The 16,377-nt window shown below is 69.2% G+C and carries 15 protein-coding genes and 3 pseudogenes; 9 read left to right on the top strand and 9 right to left on the bottom strand.

Going from position 1 to position 16,377, the window contains the following annotated elements:
* Positions 1–195: 195 nt before the first annotated feature.
* Positions 196–376, bottom strand: a pseudogene (locus tag ACZ5NH_RS05495) (hypothetical protein); the annotation flags it as partial.
* Between the two features lie 278 nt (positions 377–654).
* On the opposite strand from ACZ5NH_RS05495, the gene ACZ5NH_RS05490 reads away from it, so the two are divergent.
* Positions 655–1,647 carry a helix-turn-helix domain-containing protein gene (locus ACZ5NH_RS05490; protein ID WP_468773076.1) on the top strand — a complete coding sequence of 331 codons (993 nt, stop codon included), beginning with the start codon at positions 655–657 and terminating at the stop codon, positions 1,645–1,647.
* Positions 1,648–1,996: 349 nt separating this feature from the next.
* On the opposite strand, the gene ACZ5NH_RS05485 is transcribed toward ACZ5NH_RS05490, so the two are convergent.
* The gene (locus ACZ5NH_RS05485) at positions 1,997–2,956 is read right to left on the bottom strand and encodes a 3-hydroxyacyl-CoA dehydrogenase NAD-binding domain-containing protein (RefSeq protein ID WP_468773075.1); all 960 of its coding nucleotides are present in this window, start codon (positions 2,954–2,956) and stop codon (positions 1,997–1,999) included.
* Positions 2,957–3,170: 214 nt separating this feature from the next.
* Positions 3,171–3,737 (bottom strand): carboxymuconolactone decarboxylase family protein, encoded by a 567-nt coding sequence (locus ACZ5NH_RS05480; protein WP_468773074.1) that lies wholly within the window; start codon positions 3,735–3,737, stop codon positions 3,171–3,173.
* A 99-nt stretch (positions 3,738–3,836) separates the two neighbouring features.
* On the opposite strand from ACZ5NH_RS05480, the pseudogene ACZ5NH_RS05475 reads away from it, so the two are divergent.
* From ACZ5NH_RS05475 to ACZ5NH_RS05465, 3 genes and pseudogenes are all read left to right on the top strand, one after another.
* Positions 3,837–4,232 (top strand): annotated as a pseudogene (locus ACZ5NH_RS05475) (transposase); the annotation flags it as partial.
* Between the two features lie 1,041 nt (positions 4,233–5,273).
* Positions 5,274–6,416 carry a globin domain-containing protein gene (locus tag ACZ5NH_RS05470; RefSeq protein WP_468773073.1) on the top strand — a complete coding sequence of 381 codons (1,143 nt, stop codon included), beginning with the start codon at positions 5,274–5,276 and terminating at the stop codon, positions 6,414–6,416.
* A gap of 159 nt (positions 6,417–6,575) precedes the next feature.
* Complete coding sequence (locus tag ACZ5NH_RS05465) at positions 6,576–7,709, top strand: nitric oxide synthase oxygenase (protein WP_468773072.1); 1,134 nt, start codon at positions 6,576–6,578, stop codon at positions 7,707–7,709.
* 36 nt (positions 7,710–7,745) lie between these two features.
* Here the strand turns inward: ACZ5NH_RS05465 and ACZ5NH_RS05460 are convergent.
* The 5 genes and pseudogenes from ACZ5NH_RS05460 to ACZ5NH_RS05440 all read right to left on the bottom strand — a co-directional run.
* A pseudogene (locus ACZ5NH_RS05460) lies at positions 7,746–7,853 on the bottom strand (IS5/IS1182 family transposase); the annotation flags it as partial.
* A 221-nt stretch (positions 7,854–8,074) separates the two neighbouring features.
* Positions 8,075–8,857, bottom strand: coding sequence for a tetratricopeptide repeat protein (locus ACZ5NH_RS05455; RefSeq protein ID WP_468773071.1), 783 nt, complete (start codon positions 8,855–8,857; stop codon positions 8,075–8,077).
* Positions 8,854–9,312 carry a hypothetical protein gene (locus tag ACZ5NH_RS05450; protein WP_468773070.1) on the bottom strand — a complete coding sequence of 153 codons (459 nt, stop codon included), beginning with the start codon at positions 9,310–9,312 and terminating at the stop codon, positions 8,854–8,856. The genes ACZ5NH_RS05455 and ACZ5NH_RS05450 overlap by 4 nt, the downstream gene beginning before the upstream one ends.
* Positions 9,231–9,554, bottom strand: coding sequence for a helix-turn-helix domain-containing protein (locus ACZ5NH_RS05445; RefSeq protein ID WP_468773069.1), 324 nt, complete (start codon positions 9,552–9,554; stop codon positions 9,231–9,233). Before ACZ5NH_RS05445 ends, ACZ5NH_RS05450 begins: the two co-directional genes overlap by 82 nt.
* A gap of 227 nt (positions 9,555–9,781) precedes the next feature.
* Positions 9,782–10,516, bottom strand: coding sequence for a hypothetical protein (locus ACZ5NH_RS05440; protein WP_468773068.1), 735 nt, complete (start codon positions 10,514–10,516; stop codon positions 9,782–9,784).
* A gap of 328 nt (positions 10,517–10,844) precedes the next feature.
* On the opposite strand from ACZ5NH_RS05440, the gene ACZ5NH_RS05435 reads away from it, so the two are divergent.
* The 5 genes from ACZ5NH_RS05435 to ACZ5NH_RS05415 all read left to right on the top strand — a co-directional run bounded on the left by ACZ5NH_RS05435 (position 10,845) and on the right by ACZ5NH_RS05415 (position 14,400).
* Complete coding sequence (locus ACZ5NH_RS05435; RefSeq protein ID WP_468773067.1) at positions 10,845–12,368, top strand: sensor histidine kinase; 1,524 nt, start codon at positions 10,845–10,847, stop codon at positions 12,366–12,368.
* A gap of 74 nt (positions 12,369–12,442) precedes the next feature.
* Complete coding sequence (locus ACZ5NH_RS05430) at positions 12,443–12,835, top strand: roadblock/LC7 domain-containing protein (protein ID WP_351622988.1); 393 nt, start codon at positions 12,443–12,445, stop codon at positions 12,833–12,835.
* 3 nt (positions 12,836–12,838) lie between these two features.
* Positions 12,839–13,225, top strand: coding sequence for a DUF742 domain-containing protein (locus ACZ5NH_RS05425; protein ID WP_388637268.1), 387 nt, complete (start codon positions 12,839–12,841; stop codon positions 13,223–13,225).
* Positions 13,203–13,823 (top strand): GTP-binding protein, encoded by a 621-nt coding sequence (locus tag ACZ5NH_RS05420; protein WP_468773066.1) that lies wholly within the window; start codon positions 13,203–13,205, stop codon positions 13,821–13,823. The genes ACZ5NH_RS05425 and ACZ5NH_RS05420 overlap by 23 nt, the downstream gene beginning before the upstream one ends.
* Entirely contained in the window at positions 13,789–14,400 is a 612-nt protein-coding gene (locus ACZ5NH_RS05415; RefSeq protein WP_388637274.1) for a GAF domain-containing protein, read from the top strand. Before ACZ5NH_RS05420 ends, ACZ5NH_RS05415 begins: the two co-directional genes overlap by 35 nt.
* 383 nt (positions 14,401–14,783) lie before the next feature.
* Here ACZ5NH_RS05415 and ACZ5NH_RS05410 read toward each other — a convergent pair whose 3' ends face one another.
* A complete protein-coding gene (locus tag ACZ5NH_RS05410) occupies positions 14,784–16,100 on the bottom strand; it encodes an alpha/beta hydrolase family protein (protein ID WP_468773065.1) in 1,317 nt (438 codons plus the stop codon).
* Positions 16,101–16,377: the final 277 nt, after the last annotated feature.

Below are 16,377 nucleotides of genomic sequence, written 5' to 3'. Positions count from 1 at the left end.
CCGAAGACCAGCCCGACCACCGATCCGGTGCGCGCCTCGCCCGCCGCTATCCACCGGGCCATCCTACTGTCGGCGCCCCCCCCCCCCCCCCCCCCCCCCCCCCTTTCCCCTCCCCCCCCCCCCCCCCCCCCCCAGACCCACGGTCTTCGAAGCTGTTGCCTTTTCGATCTTGAGCGGTGGCGGTCGAACGCGGATCCCAGTCTCGTCCACAGGGGCCAGCACCTCACCGACGCGAGAGCGGGCAATGGCCCACCCTTTCCATTCCTGCTCGGCCGCGGCCAACTCGGCCTGGAGACGGTCGGCCTCCTCCCACAGCTCGTCCACGCGACGGCGAGCACCCAGAACGCTGTTCCAACAGCTCAACCACCGACGGCATCCACGACCTCCCGGAGAGCGGCCCTGGGCATGGACACGGTTGCCGAAATCCACAATGACGAGGACCTGGCGGGCCGCTACTCCTACCCAGGGCCGGCGGCTGCGCGGTCGCCGCCCGCGGCGGCTTCGCCCGATACGGGGGAGGCGCTGCCCGCAGGCCCCCGGACCAGGGCTTCCTTTATGACATGGAAAATGTCGACGGGACAGCTGTGGCGCAAAGCCATGGGTGGCCGACATCCGCCGGCCGGCGGGCAGGCGACATGAAGGCGGAAAAAGGGCATGACATTCAACGTACTGGGACTGACAGAGGAGACTGAGCGCGTCTACGCCGTGCTGGTCCATACGCCCCACGTCACGGCTTCGGAGCTCGCCGGCGCCTGTGAACTGTCCGTGCCCTCCATCACGCGGCAGCTGGCCGATCTGGTCAAGGAGGGCCTGGCGACGCGGGCCACCGGCCGACCGCCCCGGTTCACCGCGGTGGCCCCCGACATCGCTGTCACCGCGCTGATCCGCCGCCGTGAAAAGCAACTCGATGAGGCACGGTCGCAGGTGCACCGGCTGATGGAGGCACACCGGGAGGCATCCCGGATCAGCAGCCCGGACCTCGCGGTGGAACTCCTCACCGAACGCGCCGACGTCAGTACCGCGGTGCAGTGCATGACCACCCAGGCACAGCGCGAGATACGGGCCTTCGACAGACCCCCCTACGTCGACCGGCCTGGCAGCAACCTCGACGAGCAGATCAAGCGGCAGCGCCGGGGCGTCGCCCACCGGGTGATCTACGACCGCGCCGCCGTCGCCTGGCCGGGCCGCCTCGCAGACGACATCCTGCCCAGTGTCCGGGCCGGCGAACAGGCGCGTGTCCGTACCGAGCTGCCACTCAAACTCGTGATCTGCGACAGCCGGGTCGCGATCATCCCCATCAGTTCGGCGCCGGGCGGTCAGTTGGCGGCGTATCTCGTGAAGAGCTCACCGATGCTGGTGGCCCTGGAGGCGCTCTTCGAGGTGGAGTGGGAGCGGGCGGTTCCCCTGCCCCTGACGAAGCGCACAGCCGCCGACGGGGGCCTCGACAGCGGCACCGGCGAACCCGACCAGGAGACCCGGTCACTGGTGTCGCTGCTCGCGGCAGGGCTCACCGACGCCGCGATCGCCCGGGCCCAGGGCTGGAGCGAACGCACCACCCAACGCCGTATCCACCGCCTGATGAGTCAACTCGGGGTGAACACCCGGTTCCAGGCCGGGCTGACCGCCGCCCAGCGCGGCTGGCTGTGACTTTACGCCGGATGGTCACTGACTCGGGAGTCTCGGAGAGCCAGTTGACGTCGGTCGGCGAGGCGTTCTGCGTGTAGCCGGACAGCAGGGACACGATCCAAGATCCGGACCATGTGCGGACCAACTCGGCTCATCATCAGGCGATTCCACCCGTTAGACAGGTCAGAAGCTGTTGAGGCAGCGTCGGCACCCACAAGTGCAATCACACGGCAGCCACCATCGATGAACGCGGGCGCGAACTCGGCAGCCACACCACCGGCACCACCAGCGACGACCACCTGCGTTTACTCGCCTGGGCATATCCCTTCGACGAGCACCGCTCACAGAAGCCGGTGCAGGTCATCGGTCCTCACCGGGTGGGAGCGGGCGGAAGCTCACCCAGCGCACGCATGAGGGCGATCTGCGCCTGGTCCCGCTGAGTTGCGAGTTCCTCGATGGGGCGGTCGCCGAGGTAGGCCTCGGCCTGCTCGCTCAGGAGTTTGACGGTGGCCTCGTCGAAGGTCGGGCTTCCCAGGAACTTCCAACTCTGTTCCATCGCGGGAGCGAGATGCGAGAGGAAGTGAGCAAATCCGCCGGAACCGCCGCCGAGATGGAAACTCTGGAAGGGCCCGGCAACCGCCCAACGCGGGCCGATCGAAGAAGTGACGAGTTCGTCGAGTTCCTGCTCGGTCACCACTCCCCCGGCCACCAGATGGACGCACTCGCGGAAGAAGGCCGCCTGCAGGCGGTTCGCGACGAAACCCGGAACTTCCTTGTGCAGGACCTGGGGCTTCTTGCCCAGGGCGCCGTAGAAGGCGCGCGCCTGCTCAACGGTCTCCTCCGAGGTGAGCCTGCCCGGAACGATCTCGACTAGAGGCACCAGGTGCGGCGGGTTGAAGGGGTGGCCGACGATCAGGCGCTCGGGCTGCTTGAGGACCGTGGCGATCTCGCTGGCCGGAAGACCTGAGGTCGAGGTGGCGAAGAGCGCATGGGCAGGAGCGTTCTCCTCGATGGTGGCCCACATCCGGTGCTTGATCTCCAAGCGCTCCGGGCCGTTTTCCTGCACCACGTCGGCGTGGGCCACCGCGGCGGCCAGATCGGCCTCGAAACGCAGCCGGGCAGTCAGGTCGTCCGTCCGCATGCCCAGCTCTTCCAGCGTGGGGGCGATGTCTGCCAGACCTGCGCGGACCTGGCTCTCCGTCGTGGGGGCCGGGTCGCTGATGGTGACCTCACAGCCGTGGGCGAGGCACAGGGCTGCCCACGACATGCCGATGACGCCGGCGCCGACGATGGTGACGTTACGGAACGATTCCGCGTTCGCAGTGTTCATGGTGTGCGATTCCTTACGGGTGGTGAGCGTCGCACCGCGACATTGCATGAAGTGTTTGAGGGCTGCCGCGGGCCTGCCATGCTGACGGATGGCGTGCTTGATCTCTGTTGCCGAGAAATCGCAGGCAAAGTACGCATGGCAATCTTCTGAGTTCCACGCCTGCCCCTCTCGCGCTTCTCGGTGGTGTCGGCCCCGTACGGGCCGACACCCCACGTCACTGCGCCGGTACCTGCATGCGCCGGCTCGCGTCGATCACGGCATCACCATGGTCTTTCTCGACCTCGACATCGAGAACGGTGCAGACGCGTCCGAAGGACCAGTAGAACCCGGTCACCTGCATGATCTCGAGGATCTCGCGTGGAGTGAGGCGCTGCTTCACCGCGGAGAAGATCTCGTCGGAAACGGTCGGGGAGGCAATGACCGCGGCCACGAAGCGGATGATTGCGCGGTCGTCGCCGGGGAGCTCCGGGGCGTTGAAGTCCTTGCGCTTGATCGCGTCCCGTACGGCGTCCGACACACCGACGGACGCTGAGATCGGCACGTGCTGGGTGAACTCGTATGCGCAGTCCGTGGCGCTGGCCGTGGTCAGAATGGTCAGTTCACGGTCTCGCGGGGAGAGCGCCAGCTGGGTGAACTGCGCCTGGCCCTGCCGGAGGAAGATCTCGACGGTGGCCTGCGAGTGCGACAGCATGTCGAATGCCGCGTGCTGCGGCAGCTGGTCGAGGAACTCACGCAGTTCCTTGGGAAAGTCCTGCCGGTCGGGGTAGGTAAGACGGGACACAACGGCTCCTTCTGGGAATGCGACGGTGAAGTGCTGCTCTGCGACGGCAGTGGACGGCGTCGGTGAAGCGCAGTTGGGCACCGGGGTGCGGCCGTTTGCATGCGCCTTACCTGCTTCGCCACCAACACCGCCGGTGAGACGATCGCCACCCTCGAACTGCGCCACCGCCGGCGGGCCCGCGCCGAGGACCGCATCCGCGCCGCCCGCGCCACCGGCCTGCGCAACCTCCCCCTCCACGAGGCCGCGCAGAACCAGATCTGGCTGGAGATCGTCCAGATCGCCCTCGCCCTGCTGGCCTGGATGCCCCTGCTCGCCCTGACCAGCAAGGCCCGCCTGTGGGAGCCCCGCCGCCTGCGGCTTCGACTGTTCTCCAGCGCCGCCCAGCTCATCACCACCGGCCGCCGCCGCATCCTCCGCCTAGCCGAGCACTGGCCCTGGACAGACATGATCACTGAAGCGCTGGAACGACTCCACGCCCTCCCGGTCCCCGGCTGACCAGCGTCTTCCCGCCCCTGCGAGCAGCACCACCCCGACCGGAGCAGTGGAACCCGGCGCCCACCCGACGCGACAACCGGGCCATCAGCCTGCTCACACTCCGAAAACCCCGACCAACACCCACCACGAAGGGTCCGTCAGCAAGCTGACGGACCCTCAGCCCGAATCAGGGTTTTCACGCGGGTCACCCATACCGCTGCCCGGGAACCCGAGTGCCCCGGTTATCCGGATTTACCGACAGAGATCATGTTCATCTCGGTGAATTCACTCGGTATTACGCTGTCGTGAGCCATGACTTCTGAATCCACCGCAGCTCCCGACACCGACTGGTTTCGGGTGGCAATTCGAGCGGGCTTCGGCATCTCACCGGCAGAAGCGGACGCGGTTTCGCGGAGTTGCCGGGCTGCCGCGCCGCGGTCTGATTCCGGCCGGATCCACACACTTCCTCCGGTCGGTTCCGCGCCCACCCCCCCTCCTCGGCGCCGAACACACGCGTGCCAGGCCGGCCTGTGGCACGTACGTGCGCGAGTCGGGGCGAGGTCGTGCCTATCCTTTGGTTGACGGGTGAAGATTGTGTATTAGGGTGAATGCGGTCCTGTCGATCGCCACCGAACGGCAGGACATCCCAGGGAGTTCCGCCCCGTCCGTTCCCAAGTTGCCTGTGTGCCAGTCAAGTTGATCCCTGGCGTCGTATCGAGACGGCGCCACAGCCGAATGGCGGACCCTTTCTGGGTGCTGGATGGGCATCCGGCACAGCGGAACCCCGTGCCGGTCATCGGCCTGTCCCGGCAACCGCGACCGGATGTGCAGCGGTCCCCGCTCCCCACTGCTCTGACACTGAATTTCCCTCATGGTGATGACGATTCAATCTGAAGCGGGAGGCGCCCGGTGATATTCTCCCGTGCGTCGCGAGGACGCCGTGACGCACCGGATGCCACGGCGCAGTCACCGGAATCAGCAGCACCGCCTTCCACTCCCTCGCCCCCGGCGCCGAGTCCGCTGCCGGACCTCGTGCCGCTGACTGCGGAGGAAATCGCCCTGATGCGCGCGAGTGTAGCCGTGGTCGGCGCGTACGCAGCGGACATGACGGTGTATTTCTACGCCATTCTGTTCGCACGCTACCCCGAGGTGCGCGGGCTCTTCCCGGACAACCTGGACGTCCAGCGCGACCGGTTGCTGCGCGGGCTGCTGCAGATCGTCGACCTCGTCGACGACCCGGAGAACCTGATCCGGTTCTGCAGTCGGCTCGGTCGCGACCACCGCAAGTTCGGGGCGCTGAACGGCCACTACCCCGCGGTGGGCGAGTGCCTGCTTGCATCCCTGGCCCGCTACGCCGGCCCGGCGTGGAGCCCGGAGCTGGCCGCCGCATGGACGCACGGATACGGCGTCGTCGCGCAGGTGATGATGCACACCGCGGGGGAGGACGCTCGCACGGCGCCCGCGGTGTGGGAGGCGGAGATCATCCACCACCTGCACCGCGGCCATGGCATCGCGGAAATCACCGTGCGGCCCGACGCGCCCTACCCGTACACGGCAGGCCAGTACGCGAGCGTGGAGACGCCCTGGCACCCCAAGACGTGGCGCTACTACTCGCCCGCGCACGCGCCGCGACCGGACAACACCGTGACCTTCCACGTGCGTGCGGTCGCCCAGGGCCAGGTCAGCCAAGGCCTGGTCTACAGCGCCAAGCCCGGGGACATGGTGCGGCTCGGACCCACTCAGGGCGACATGACGCTCGACCCGCGCAGCGACCGGGATCTGGTGTGCGTGGCCGGCGGGACCGGCATGGCCCCCATCAAGGCCCTGGTCGAGGACGCGGCCCGCACCGGGACAGAGCGCTACGTCGACGTCTTCGTCGGCGCTCGGACCGCCGAGGAGCTCTACGGCCTGGACGACATGCTCAGGATGTCCCAGCGGCACCACTGGCTCTCTGTGCGGGCCGCGGTGTCGCACGAGCGTATTGCGGGGCTGGAGGGTAGCCTGCCGCGGGTGCTGAACGAGTTCGGGCCGTGGTACCGGCACGAGGCGTTCCTCTCCGGCCCGGTGGACATGGTCACGCAGGCCAGCGCCACCCTGGCCCGGCAGGGCATCCCGCAGGAGCGGATCCATTTCGACCCCTTCGACGTGCCCGCACTCGAGGCCGCGTTACTGCCCCGGAAATTGCGGGAACCGCCCGAGGACTGAGCGGCCGGCCGACCCGGCCCCGGCCGTGCGGCCACTCGCTTGCCGCGCCCGCCTGCCGGACTCGGCATCGCCCCGTCCGCTCCCGGCCGAGCGGCCGCCGTACCACCGCCGGCGCGCCGGGCTCGTGTGAGCACCAGACCCCGAGCAGGAGAGAATCCGATGCAACTCCCCCCTTCGTCCGACCCGGCTCCGCGCCGCCCATCGGCGCACGAGGCCGTCCTGGCGGCCGCCGAGGTGTTCATCCGGCAGTACGCCGCCGAGAACCCGGGCGACGGCGACCCGCGTAGGCGGCTCGCGGAGATCACCGCGGAGGTGGAGCGCTACGGCACGTACGAACACACTGCGGCGGAGGTGGCGTACGGCGCGCGGGTGGCCTGGCGCAACGCGGCGCGCTGCATAGGCCGGCTCTACTGGAACAATCTGATCGTGCGGGACCTGCGGCACGTCACGCATCCCGACGACATCGCCAGTGAGTGCTTCGAGCATCTGCGGATCGCGACCAACGGAGGCCGTATCCGGCCGGTCATCAGCGTCTTCGCCCCCGATCGCCCCGGCCGTCCCGCCGCCACGCTGCTGGGCGAGCAGTTGGTGCGCTACTCGGACGACCCGCGTAGCACCCATCGGGTGGCGCTGGCCCGGGACTTGGGCTGGAAAGGCGGTGAAACACCCTTCGAGATACTGCCGTTGCTGGTGCAGCCCGGCTCCGGCCTGACTCCGGAGTTTTACGAGGTGCCCGAGGACGCCGTGCTGGAGGTGCCGTTGACGCATCCGCGCCATCCCGGGTTCGCCGCCCTCGGTCTGCGCTGGTACGCGGTGCCGGCCGTCAGCGACATGTCGCTGGAGATCGGCGGGGTCACGTACCCGGCCGCGCCCTTCAACGGCTGGTACATGGGCACCGAGATCGGCTCGCGCAACCTCGCCGACACCGACCGCTACAACCTGCTGCCCGCCGTCGCCGAGCTGTTCGGCCTCGACACCCGCAACGAGCGCACTCTGTGGCGCGACCGCGCCCTGGTCGAGCTCAACCTGGCGGTCCTGCATTCTTACGAGCAGGCGGGGGTGAGCATGGCCGACCACCACACGGAGTCGCGGCGGTTCCTCGCGCACGTGGACCGCGAGAGGCGGCACGGGCGCCCGGTGCCGACCGACTGGAGCTGGATCGTCCCGCCCCTGTCCGGAGGGGCGACCGCGGTGTTCCACCGCTACTACGACCCCGAGGATCCCGAGCTACGGCCGGCCTTCGTGCACCGGACCGCAGAGGTGCCGCAGGGGTGCCCCTACGGCGCGGCCTGAGAGGGCCTTTGAAGTAGGCAGATTGCCCTTGATGCCCTAGTAAGTTCCTCGCCACGTGGGGGTGGTCTCGTCCGTTATGCGCCTGGCGAGGCTGTCGACCGAAGCCATGTGGATCACGGCTTCGGAGCTGCCGGTGCGGGTCTCCTAAGACTTGCCCCGTAACTGATCTTCGACTGCAGCAGGTGGGTCCCCCTGCACCGGGGAGCTCCGAGCCATGCGGCCGAGAGCGGGTTGTGTAGTCGGGCGGCGCCAAGCATGGCGTGGACGCCGTCGCCCTTGACGTGGCAGTCTCGCGGGAACCTGGGCTTGGGTCGCGCTGCTGGGCACTTGCCGGCTGGAGCTGCTGCTCGTGATGGAGCGGAGCCTCAGCTGTTCTGGATGCGCCGGGCCGCAGCCACGAGTTCGGCCGGCAGTGCGGGCCCAGCGCACGCGTGATCAATCAGCAGGTCCGGGTATGAGTCGTTCGGCAGATTCGGCGCCAGTTCGATGAGTTCGCTCAGATCGGCATGCGAGCCGGTCAGTCGTGCACGGTAGGCAGCTCCGGCCGCCCGAAGTGAGAGCTCAGCCGGCTCGTACCTCATCCCCTGATCGATCAGCCGGACCGCGGAGGTGAAGTCGCCCTGCTCAGCACGCACATCGGCCAGGTCGAGATAGAGCGACCAGTTGGCCGGGTCCAGGGCAAGAGCGCGCTCGAACGCCGCCACGGTCTGCTGAAGATCACCCAGCTTGCGCCACGTGCCCGCTCGCACAACTTCCGTCAGCATGATCCGCTCAACGGAGTCCGCCTGGTCGCAGAGGACAAACGACGCATCGGTGAGACCGCATGCCCGCAGCAAGATCGCCATCTTGGCCAACGCCTGCGGCACCGGCTGGCGGGCAGCGACCACGTCGATGGCTTCGAACCAGGGCCGAAATCGTTCCCGCATGCTTTCGGTCTCCAGATCACGGCCATAGTCCATCGTTCGCATTGCGGCCTCGGCCAGCGCATCGGCACTCACCACACCGCGAAATCGTTCATCGCTGAACCAGGGGGCTTTGGCCCAGGCGATGTCGGGTCGCACACCCGTGACCGATCCGATCGCCAGCGCCGCGCCGTCCATGTCGTCCTGAAGGAAGCTGATGTACGACTGCGCCAGTACCGTCCTCAAGGAGTCGGCACCCTGAACGACCTCGGTCCGCACCAGCCAGGGAGAAGGACGGCCCGGTCGGGGCCTATGGCGTGGAAGAAGGATCTCAGCGCGAACTCCTTGCTCTGGACGGAAATGAAGATGTCCTCCGCGCCGGTGACCAGATCCCACACATCCGTGAGCAGTGAGAAGTCGTCGTCGGGCGACAGGCCGTCGTACATCTTCTGTACGTGCTCCCCGGAAGCGGTCAGCTCAAGGAAGGACTCCAGCGCGTCCGCCTCGCTTCGGCAGGACTGACCGAAGGGCTTCCACCAGGTCCGGAAGTCCGGCAGAGGCTCCCGGCGCCAGCGGTCCCAGCGCTGTCGTGCGAACGGCTCGTCCCGCTCCGCAGCGATCAGCGGGAGCAGCCGGGGAGCCAGAGTGCTGATGAAGTCGTCGTTGTGGGCGCTGATGGACCAGGCCGACGTGATACCCATGTCAGGAAGGTACGAGGCGTCACTGACAACCTGGGTTCCATCGGCGCGGACCTGACCTGCTTGTACACCGCCGTCGTTCCTCGAAGCGAGAGCGCCGACGCCGACGGAAGCGCCTCCCCCACCGCTTGCGCCTGCGCCGCGACCGCGTCGTTGTACACCACCCGCGCGCACCCCAACCCCCGGGCCAGCGCGAGGCACTGGCCCGGCGTCGGGTCGAGGCGGAAGGCATACCTAAACTGCATGATCTGGACGCCAACACAGGCCACTGACAGTCCAAGGCGGACCAGCCCGCATCGCCAGGTTCAGAATCGCTTCACGGGGCCTGAAGGACGATGCACCGCGGATGATGCCCGGTAGCCCCGAGCATCGCCAGCGTACGTCCGCCTCGCAGTAGGCAAGCGTGTGTGCCCATCCCGGAACGAGGCGGGCACACCGGGCGTCGCCGGCACCCTGCGGTGGGCGTTGCTGATCAGCGTGTGGCGAGTTCTCTGGGCAGGTGGTCGGTTTTGACGAAGGTATTAAGGGCTGGTCCCCAGGGCATGGCGCGGGCGAAGCCTTCGGCAAGTTCGGTGCTGGGCCGTACGGGCTGGGGCAGGTGGAGGTCGCGGGTGAAGCCGAGCACGCGGGCCATGGCCCGCCACAGTCGGGCGTCGGGGCCGATGCCGACGGCGGCGTGGTGGGCGGCGAGGGGGTCGTCGGCGCCGGCGGCGAACCGCCACCAGTACAGGGCGCTCTCCCAGCGGTCCAGAGTGTAGAGCAGGCAGGCGAACGTGCGGGGTCCCCGGGGGTCGTAGTCCGCGGCGAAGTCGGCGAGGGAGTCGATGTCGTTGGAGCGCAGCACCGTCTCGCACAGCCGGCGCACGTGCTCGACGACCGGGGCCGGGGTGGTGGCGGGGTCTTGGACGAGGATCGGTGTCGGGCGGCGGCGCAGGCCTCTGCGGGTGCGCGGCCTGGGTGTGGTGGGCCGGCTGGGTACGGCCGGCGGCGAAGCCGGGGGTGCCGGATGGCGGGGGGCTGCGGGCGCGATGGTGGCGCGGGTGACCCGGGGCGGCCGCGCGGCGTCCTGGGAGACGCGGACGGCCAGGCGGTGCATGACCCGGCCACGAACGCGGGCGCCGACGACGCACGGAGAGGTGCCCTCGCAGGCCGCGCAGCGCAACCAGATCCTGGACGCGAACGAGTCCGCCGTCGATGCTCTCGCCAAGGGCGCGAGGGGCCTCGACCCGCATGACCAGGGAGGAGTCGCCGATCCAGCCGATCCCGCCCGGGGAGCCGAGCCGCACCAGCCTTATGGTGACGGCCGCAGGCATGGTCCTGTCCCCCGTGGCAGTGGCCGTGTCACCACTCGCACGACTGGGACGTGCACGTCGAAGACGAAGTCGAAGGACAACGGTTCGATCTCTGTGCGCGCCAGGGGCTGACACCGGAGTCCCGGTACGCGGTAACGTGCGCGCCCGGTCCGATCATCGTACTGTCCAGGGACTGTTATGCCTGATCCTTCCACGCCGCCGGACGACCGGCAGGTGTCACCCATGACCGCCCGTGTGACGGCCGAGTCGCGAGGCAGGTTCTTGAGGCGGCGTCAGGTGCTGTGGTCCGTGCTGCCGCCGGGCGTGGTCGCCGTGACCGGTGCGGTGGCCACCGCGCTGGTCGGCGATGGCCACCTGGACCGGGCGGACCAGGGCGCGGTGTTGGCCGGCCTGGTCCTCATCGGTGCCATGGCGTCCGGGATCGCGGGCGTACGGGCTGCAGCGGAGGCACGAGCAGTCACCAAGCACTGGGCGGAGTTGTCCCGCGCGGCCGACCGGAACCGTGCCGAACTGGCCGAGCTGACCCGTACCACAGCCGAGGGCAGGGCCGAACTGGAGTCGCTGTGCCGCCGGTTGCGGGCTGGGGAGCGGGCCCTGCGGCGCCGGCCGGAACTGCCGCCGCAGACCGGCCCGGACGAACTCTCCCGCCTTGGATTCGAGATCGCTGCGGCCCGGCACGGGGCGGAGGCAGCCCTGCTGGAGACCGCCGCCGGTGCGGTCGGTGCGGAACACAGCTCACGGCTGGAGCAGTTCGAGGTGTTCGCCAACCTGGCGCGCCGCCTGGAGTCCCTGGTGCACCGCGAGATCGGCCTGCTGGACAACCTGGAGAACGAGGTCGAGGACCCCGACCTGCTCAAGGGGCTGTTCCGGGTGGATCACCTGTCCACCCGGATCCGCCGCTACGCCGAGAACCTGGCCGTGCTCGGCGGCGCGAACACCCACCGCCAGTGGGCCCGCCCCGTCGGCCTGACCGACGTGCTGCGTTCCGCCGTCGCAGAGATCGACCAGTACGCCCGGGTCAAGCTGGTCCCCCCCATCGAGGGAACGGTCAGCGGCCACGCCGTGGTCGACGTCGTCCATCTGCTGGCCGAGCTGCTGGAGAACGCCACGGTCTTCTCCCCGCCCCAGACCACCGTGCACGTGCGGGTGGAGCCCGTCGCCGCGGGGGTGGCGATCGAGGTCGAGGACCGGGGCCTGGGCATGTCCCCGGCCGAGCGCAACCAGATGAACACCGTTTTGAGTGCACCCGACAAGGTCGCCCTCGGCGAGCTGCTGCAGGACGGCCGGATCGGCTTGTACGTGGTCTCAGCCCTGGCTCAGCGGCACGACATCGCCGTGCAGTTGCTGAGCAACGTCTACGGCGGCACGCAGGCCGTCATGGTGCTGCCCAAGGCGCTGCTCGGCCCGCAGCCCGCAGCTCCCGCGCCCGTCCACCACACCGTCCCGGCCCCTGACGCGGCGCCGCAGGACCCGGTGGAACCCGAGACGGCGGACTCCCGTGCGACAGCGGTGGGCGTCGTTGCGGATCCGCTCGTGTCCGAGTCCGCAACCCAGCCCGCCCCGGTGCCCTCCGACGGCGAGGACGACCGTCCGCGGCTGCCTCAGCGGCGCCGCCAGGACCACGCCGCCGAACGGCCGCACCCGGTCCCCAGCGCCGGTGCCGCCGAGGACATCGCACACGACCCGGGCCTGATGGCCGCGTTCCAGACCGGACTGCGCAGAGCCGAGGAGGCGGAGACGCACTGACAGCCGAGCCGCCCTGAAGGCCCGGGGCCCCGTCCAGCAAGCCGTTTCCTTCCGTCGAAGAGGAGTACACGATCGTGGCGAGCGAAGACCTTTCCTGGTTGTTGACGGGTCTGGTGAACCGGGTGCCACATACCCGAAGTGCCTTGTTGCTGTCCTCGGACGGGTTGGTGAAGGCAGCGGAGGGACTCGACGCGGACGCCGCGGACCAGCTGGCCGCCCTTGCCAGTGGGCTGTACTCGTTGGCGCGCAGCGCGGGCCGGCACTTCGACGACGGCGGTGACGTGCGACAGATCGTGACGGAACTCAGCACCTCGCTGCTGTTCGTCTCGGCCGCCGGGCACGGCGCGGTGCTGGCGGTGCTGGCCGGACGCGAGGCGGACGCAGCGGTGCTGGGCTACGAGATGGGGATGATGGTGAAGAGCGTGCGCCCGCACCTGGCCACACCGCCCCGGCACCCGGTGGGATAGCCGATGACGCCGGTCCTCCCAGACGGACCGCTGATCGACGAAGCGGTCGGGCGGCTGGTCCGTCCCTACACCGTGAGCGACGGCCGGACCAGGGCCACGTCCCACTTCACGCTCGTGACCGTGGTGCAGGCCACTGGCGCCCAGACGCAGGGCGCCTTCGGACTGGACCATGCGCAGGTGCTGGCGCTGTGCGAGCGGCCTGTGAGCGTCGCCGAGGTCGCGGCTCGGATGCAGGTGCCCGCCGCCGTGGTCAAGGTGCTGCTGTCCGATCTGGCCGAGGGAGGCGCGGTGGTCGCAGGTGATGCGCCCCCGCCTTCCCCGGGCCACTCCGCACGACCTGATCGAGACCTCCTGGAAGCGGTACGCGATGGCCTCCTCAAACGACTGTGATCCGCTGTCCGCCAGAGTCCTGCCGGTGGGAATCAAGGTGCTCATCGCCGGCGGGTTCGGCGTGGGAAAGACGACCTTCGTCAACGCGCTCAGCGAGATCGAGCCGCTGAGCACCGAGGAGATACTGACCGCCGTCAGCGCGGCCACGGACCGGCTGGACGGAGTGGAGAACAAGGCCACCACCACGGTGGCCTTGGACTTCGGCCGGATCACGCTCAGTCCGTCCCACGTCCTGTACTTGTTCGGCGCGCCAGGACAGGAACGCTTCTGGTTCATGTGGGACGAACTCTCCGAGGGAGCGCTCGGGGCGGTGGTCCTCGCCGACACCCGCAGGCTGGAGCACTCCTTCGCAGCGGTGGACTTCTTCGAGCGGCGTGGCATCCCCTTCGTCGTTGCCGTCAACGAGTTCGACGGCGCCCACCGCTACCGCGCGGAGGAGGTGCGGACCGCTCTCGACCTCAGGCAGGAGGTGCCGGTGGTGCTGTGCGACGCCCGCGTCCAGAGCGCGGGCATCCGCGTACTGCTCGAACTGATTCAGCATCTGCTCACGACAAGGAGTTCCCATGGCAGCGACACCGACCAACTCCTCCGGGCCTGAGTCCGGGATCGCCCTGCGCCACCTGCTCCTTCCCCCGGAGGACCCACAGGTGCGTACCCGAACCGAGCGGCTGCGCGAGCTGGGCATCGAAGCCCGTCCGGATACGGAACTCGACGCCTTCGCACGGAAGCTGGCACTCCGTACCGGTGGCTGCTACGCCGGGGTCAACTTCTTCCTCGACGCCGACCGCCAGTACTTCGCAGGGTTGTACAGCGTCGCACAGGACACCACGGTCCACGTGGGACCGCCGTTGCTGAAGGACCCGGTGCCCGGCCGCGTCATGCCCCGCGACATCGACATGGGCATCTGCCCGCACGTGGTCAAGCGCCGCCGGGCGCTGGTGCTGGAGGACATCCGGGACTTCCCGCGGTTCGCCGGTAACCCCGTGGTCGACGCGATCGGCGTCCACTCCTACCTGGGCGCACCACTGATAGACAGCACCGGCGTGGTGCTCGGCACGATCTGCGTAGTCGACCAGGACCCGCACCCATGGGGGCATACGGGGCTGGAAACGATCAAGGCCATGGCTGCGGAACTGGTCGAACGGCTCGAGGAGTCGGCGCGCCGTCGGAACTGACCGGTGCTGCCGAACCCGCACCCGGCCGCCCCCGGAAAGTGCCCGGCGCGGCCGTCCAGCACCCGCCCATGCCGAAAATCTCGGCCAAGGGATCCCAGCGGTCGGCCGTTCGGGATGCCCTGATGCTCGCGGCGTGCAGGGGCCCGCTCCCCGGCTGCGGGCGGCTGCCGTCGCTCGCCCTTCGGACCAGCGTCCGTCCCGTGCCGGCCTCGGCAAGACGACCAGTTGGGGCTGAGGAACCCGAGGTTGATGCCCGCGTCGGCCGGATCGGGCCAGCGGGTCGTCACCACCTTCCCCTGGGAGGGCCGCCCGGCCTCCTTTGTCGTTGAACTTGAATATGCCCGGGCACAGAGCGCTCAGGGCCGGCCCTTCGAAGGCTCTGGTCAGCGGACGAAGGAGATCTCCGGGTATTTCTTGTCGGGGCCGTCGAGCAGGGTGCTGTGCCGGTGGCGCAGTTCCTGGTCGAAGAAGGCGGCGAGGTAGACGCGCTGGATCTCGATCGCGCGGTTGGGGTCGATCGTGCCGTACACCTGCTGGAGCTGGGCCGGCGTGAGTCTGAGCGCGCTCGCCTCCTGCGGCGCCATCGCCTCGTCGTCGACGAACGACACGTGCGCCGCGCCGTGGAGCTGGATGTCCACCCGGTATCCCTTCAGATGCGACCACAGCGTGCGCCACGAGCCGTCGTTGTCGCGGTTGTGGGTGCCGGAGCTGAACAGCATGAAGGGGCGGTCCAGGTTCTTGCTCGGTGCCGGGCCGAAGAACTGGCCGTCCAGATTGGCGCCGGCGGCGATGCGGTGGTCGAGCTGCATGGAGGTGTCGACCGCCGCGCCGCCCAGCGAAGCGCCGAACATCCCGATGCGGGACATGTCCACGGCGTGCGACAGCCCGGTGGGGAGCCTGGCGCGGTCGACGTCCGGGTTGCCGCCCTTGGCGATCGCGGCGAGCTGGTTGATGACGAAGTGGATGTCGGCAGCGCGCACGTTGAGCGTGTCGGAGGAGTGCGCGCCGGCCGGCATGGTGTTGACCTCGACCCGTCCGTCGGGGAACTGCACCTCGTTGGCGTCGTGGGTGTGGTCGACGGTGACGACGAGGTAGCCGCGGCTGGCGAGGTCCTCGGCGAGCACCGTGCCCCTCGCGCGGTCCGAGTGCAGCCCGCTGGAGTACAGCAGGACGGGCAGCTTGCCGAGCTTGGTGTCGACCGGGGCGAGGACATGGCCGGCGGTCTTCGGCAACGTCACCTGTTGTGGCGTCAGGCCCTGGGAGGCGAGGAAGTGGGCGCCGGAGACTGCTGGCATCCACGGCGCCGCGTAGTGACCGCGGGTGGAGGCGGCCGGGTACCAGAACGACACCATCAGCTCGCGCGGCTTGTTGCCGGGCACGTACGGGTCCGTGCGGGACTTGTCGACGAGGTGCAGGCTGAACGTGCCCACGCCGTGGCGCCCGGTCGGTGCGGGCAGACTGAGCTGGAGAGCGGACGTGGCCGCGCGGGGCGTGACGGCCTCCGGACGGACGGCCGTGTGCTGCTTCGGCACCCCGTCGTGCTGGGGCGCCCAGGGCGCGTCGTCCCGCTCGGGCTGGTCGGGCGAGAACCCCGTGGCGGTGGGCTTGTTGGCCGTCTTCCCGACGGCCATCGCCGGCGTCATCCCCGCACCCAGCGCGATGGCCAGCGTACCGGCCGTACCGACCGCTCTGGCGATCACTCTGCGACGGTGGCGCGGTCGGCGGTGTTTCATGGGACCCCTTTGTTGAGCAGCGATCAGAGAACTGGCGATCGGCTGTTGTACGCCGTACCGCCGCAGTGGCCTACGGATCTGGAGGCCCTGGCGTTCACCGCGGCCGCAATCGGCACGAGCAGTGACCTCGTCCGGCTGTGCCCTCCCGCCAGTCCTCGCTTTGTGCCGGCCTGCTCGTCGCTGAGCGCGGAGCCCCCGGTCGACGCGCAACAAGAGCTCCAGGCCGCCCGATCCCCCGCCGCGC

Source organism: Streptomyces sp. NPDC031426 (assembly GCF_055581585.1).
Note: the sequence above shows the minus strand (reverse complement) of the source record. Positions and strands in the feature narration are given on the sequence as shown.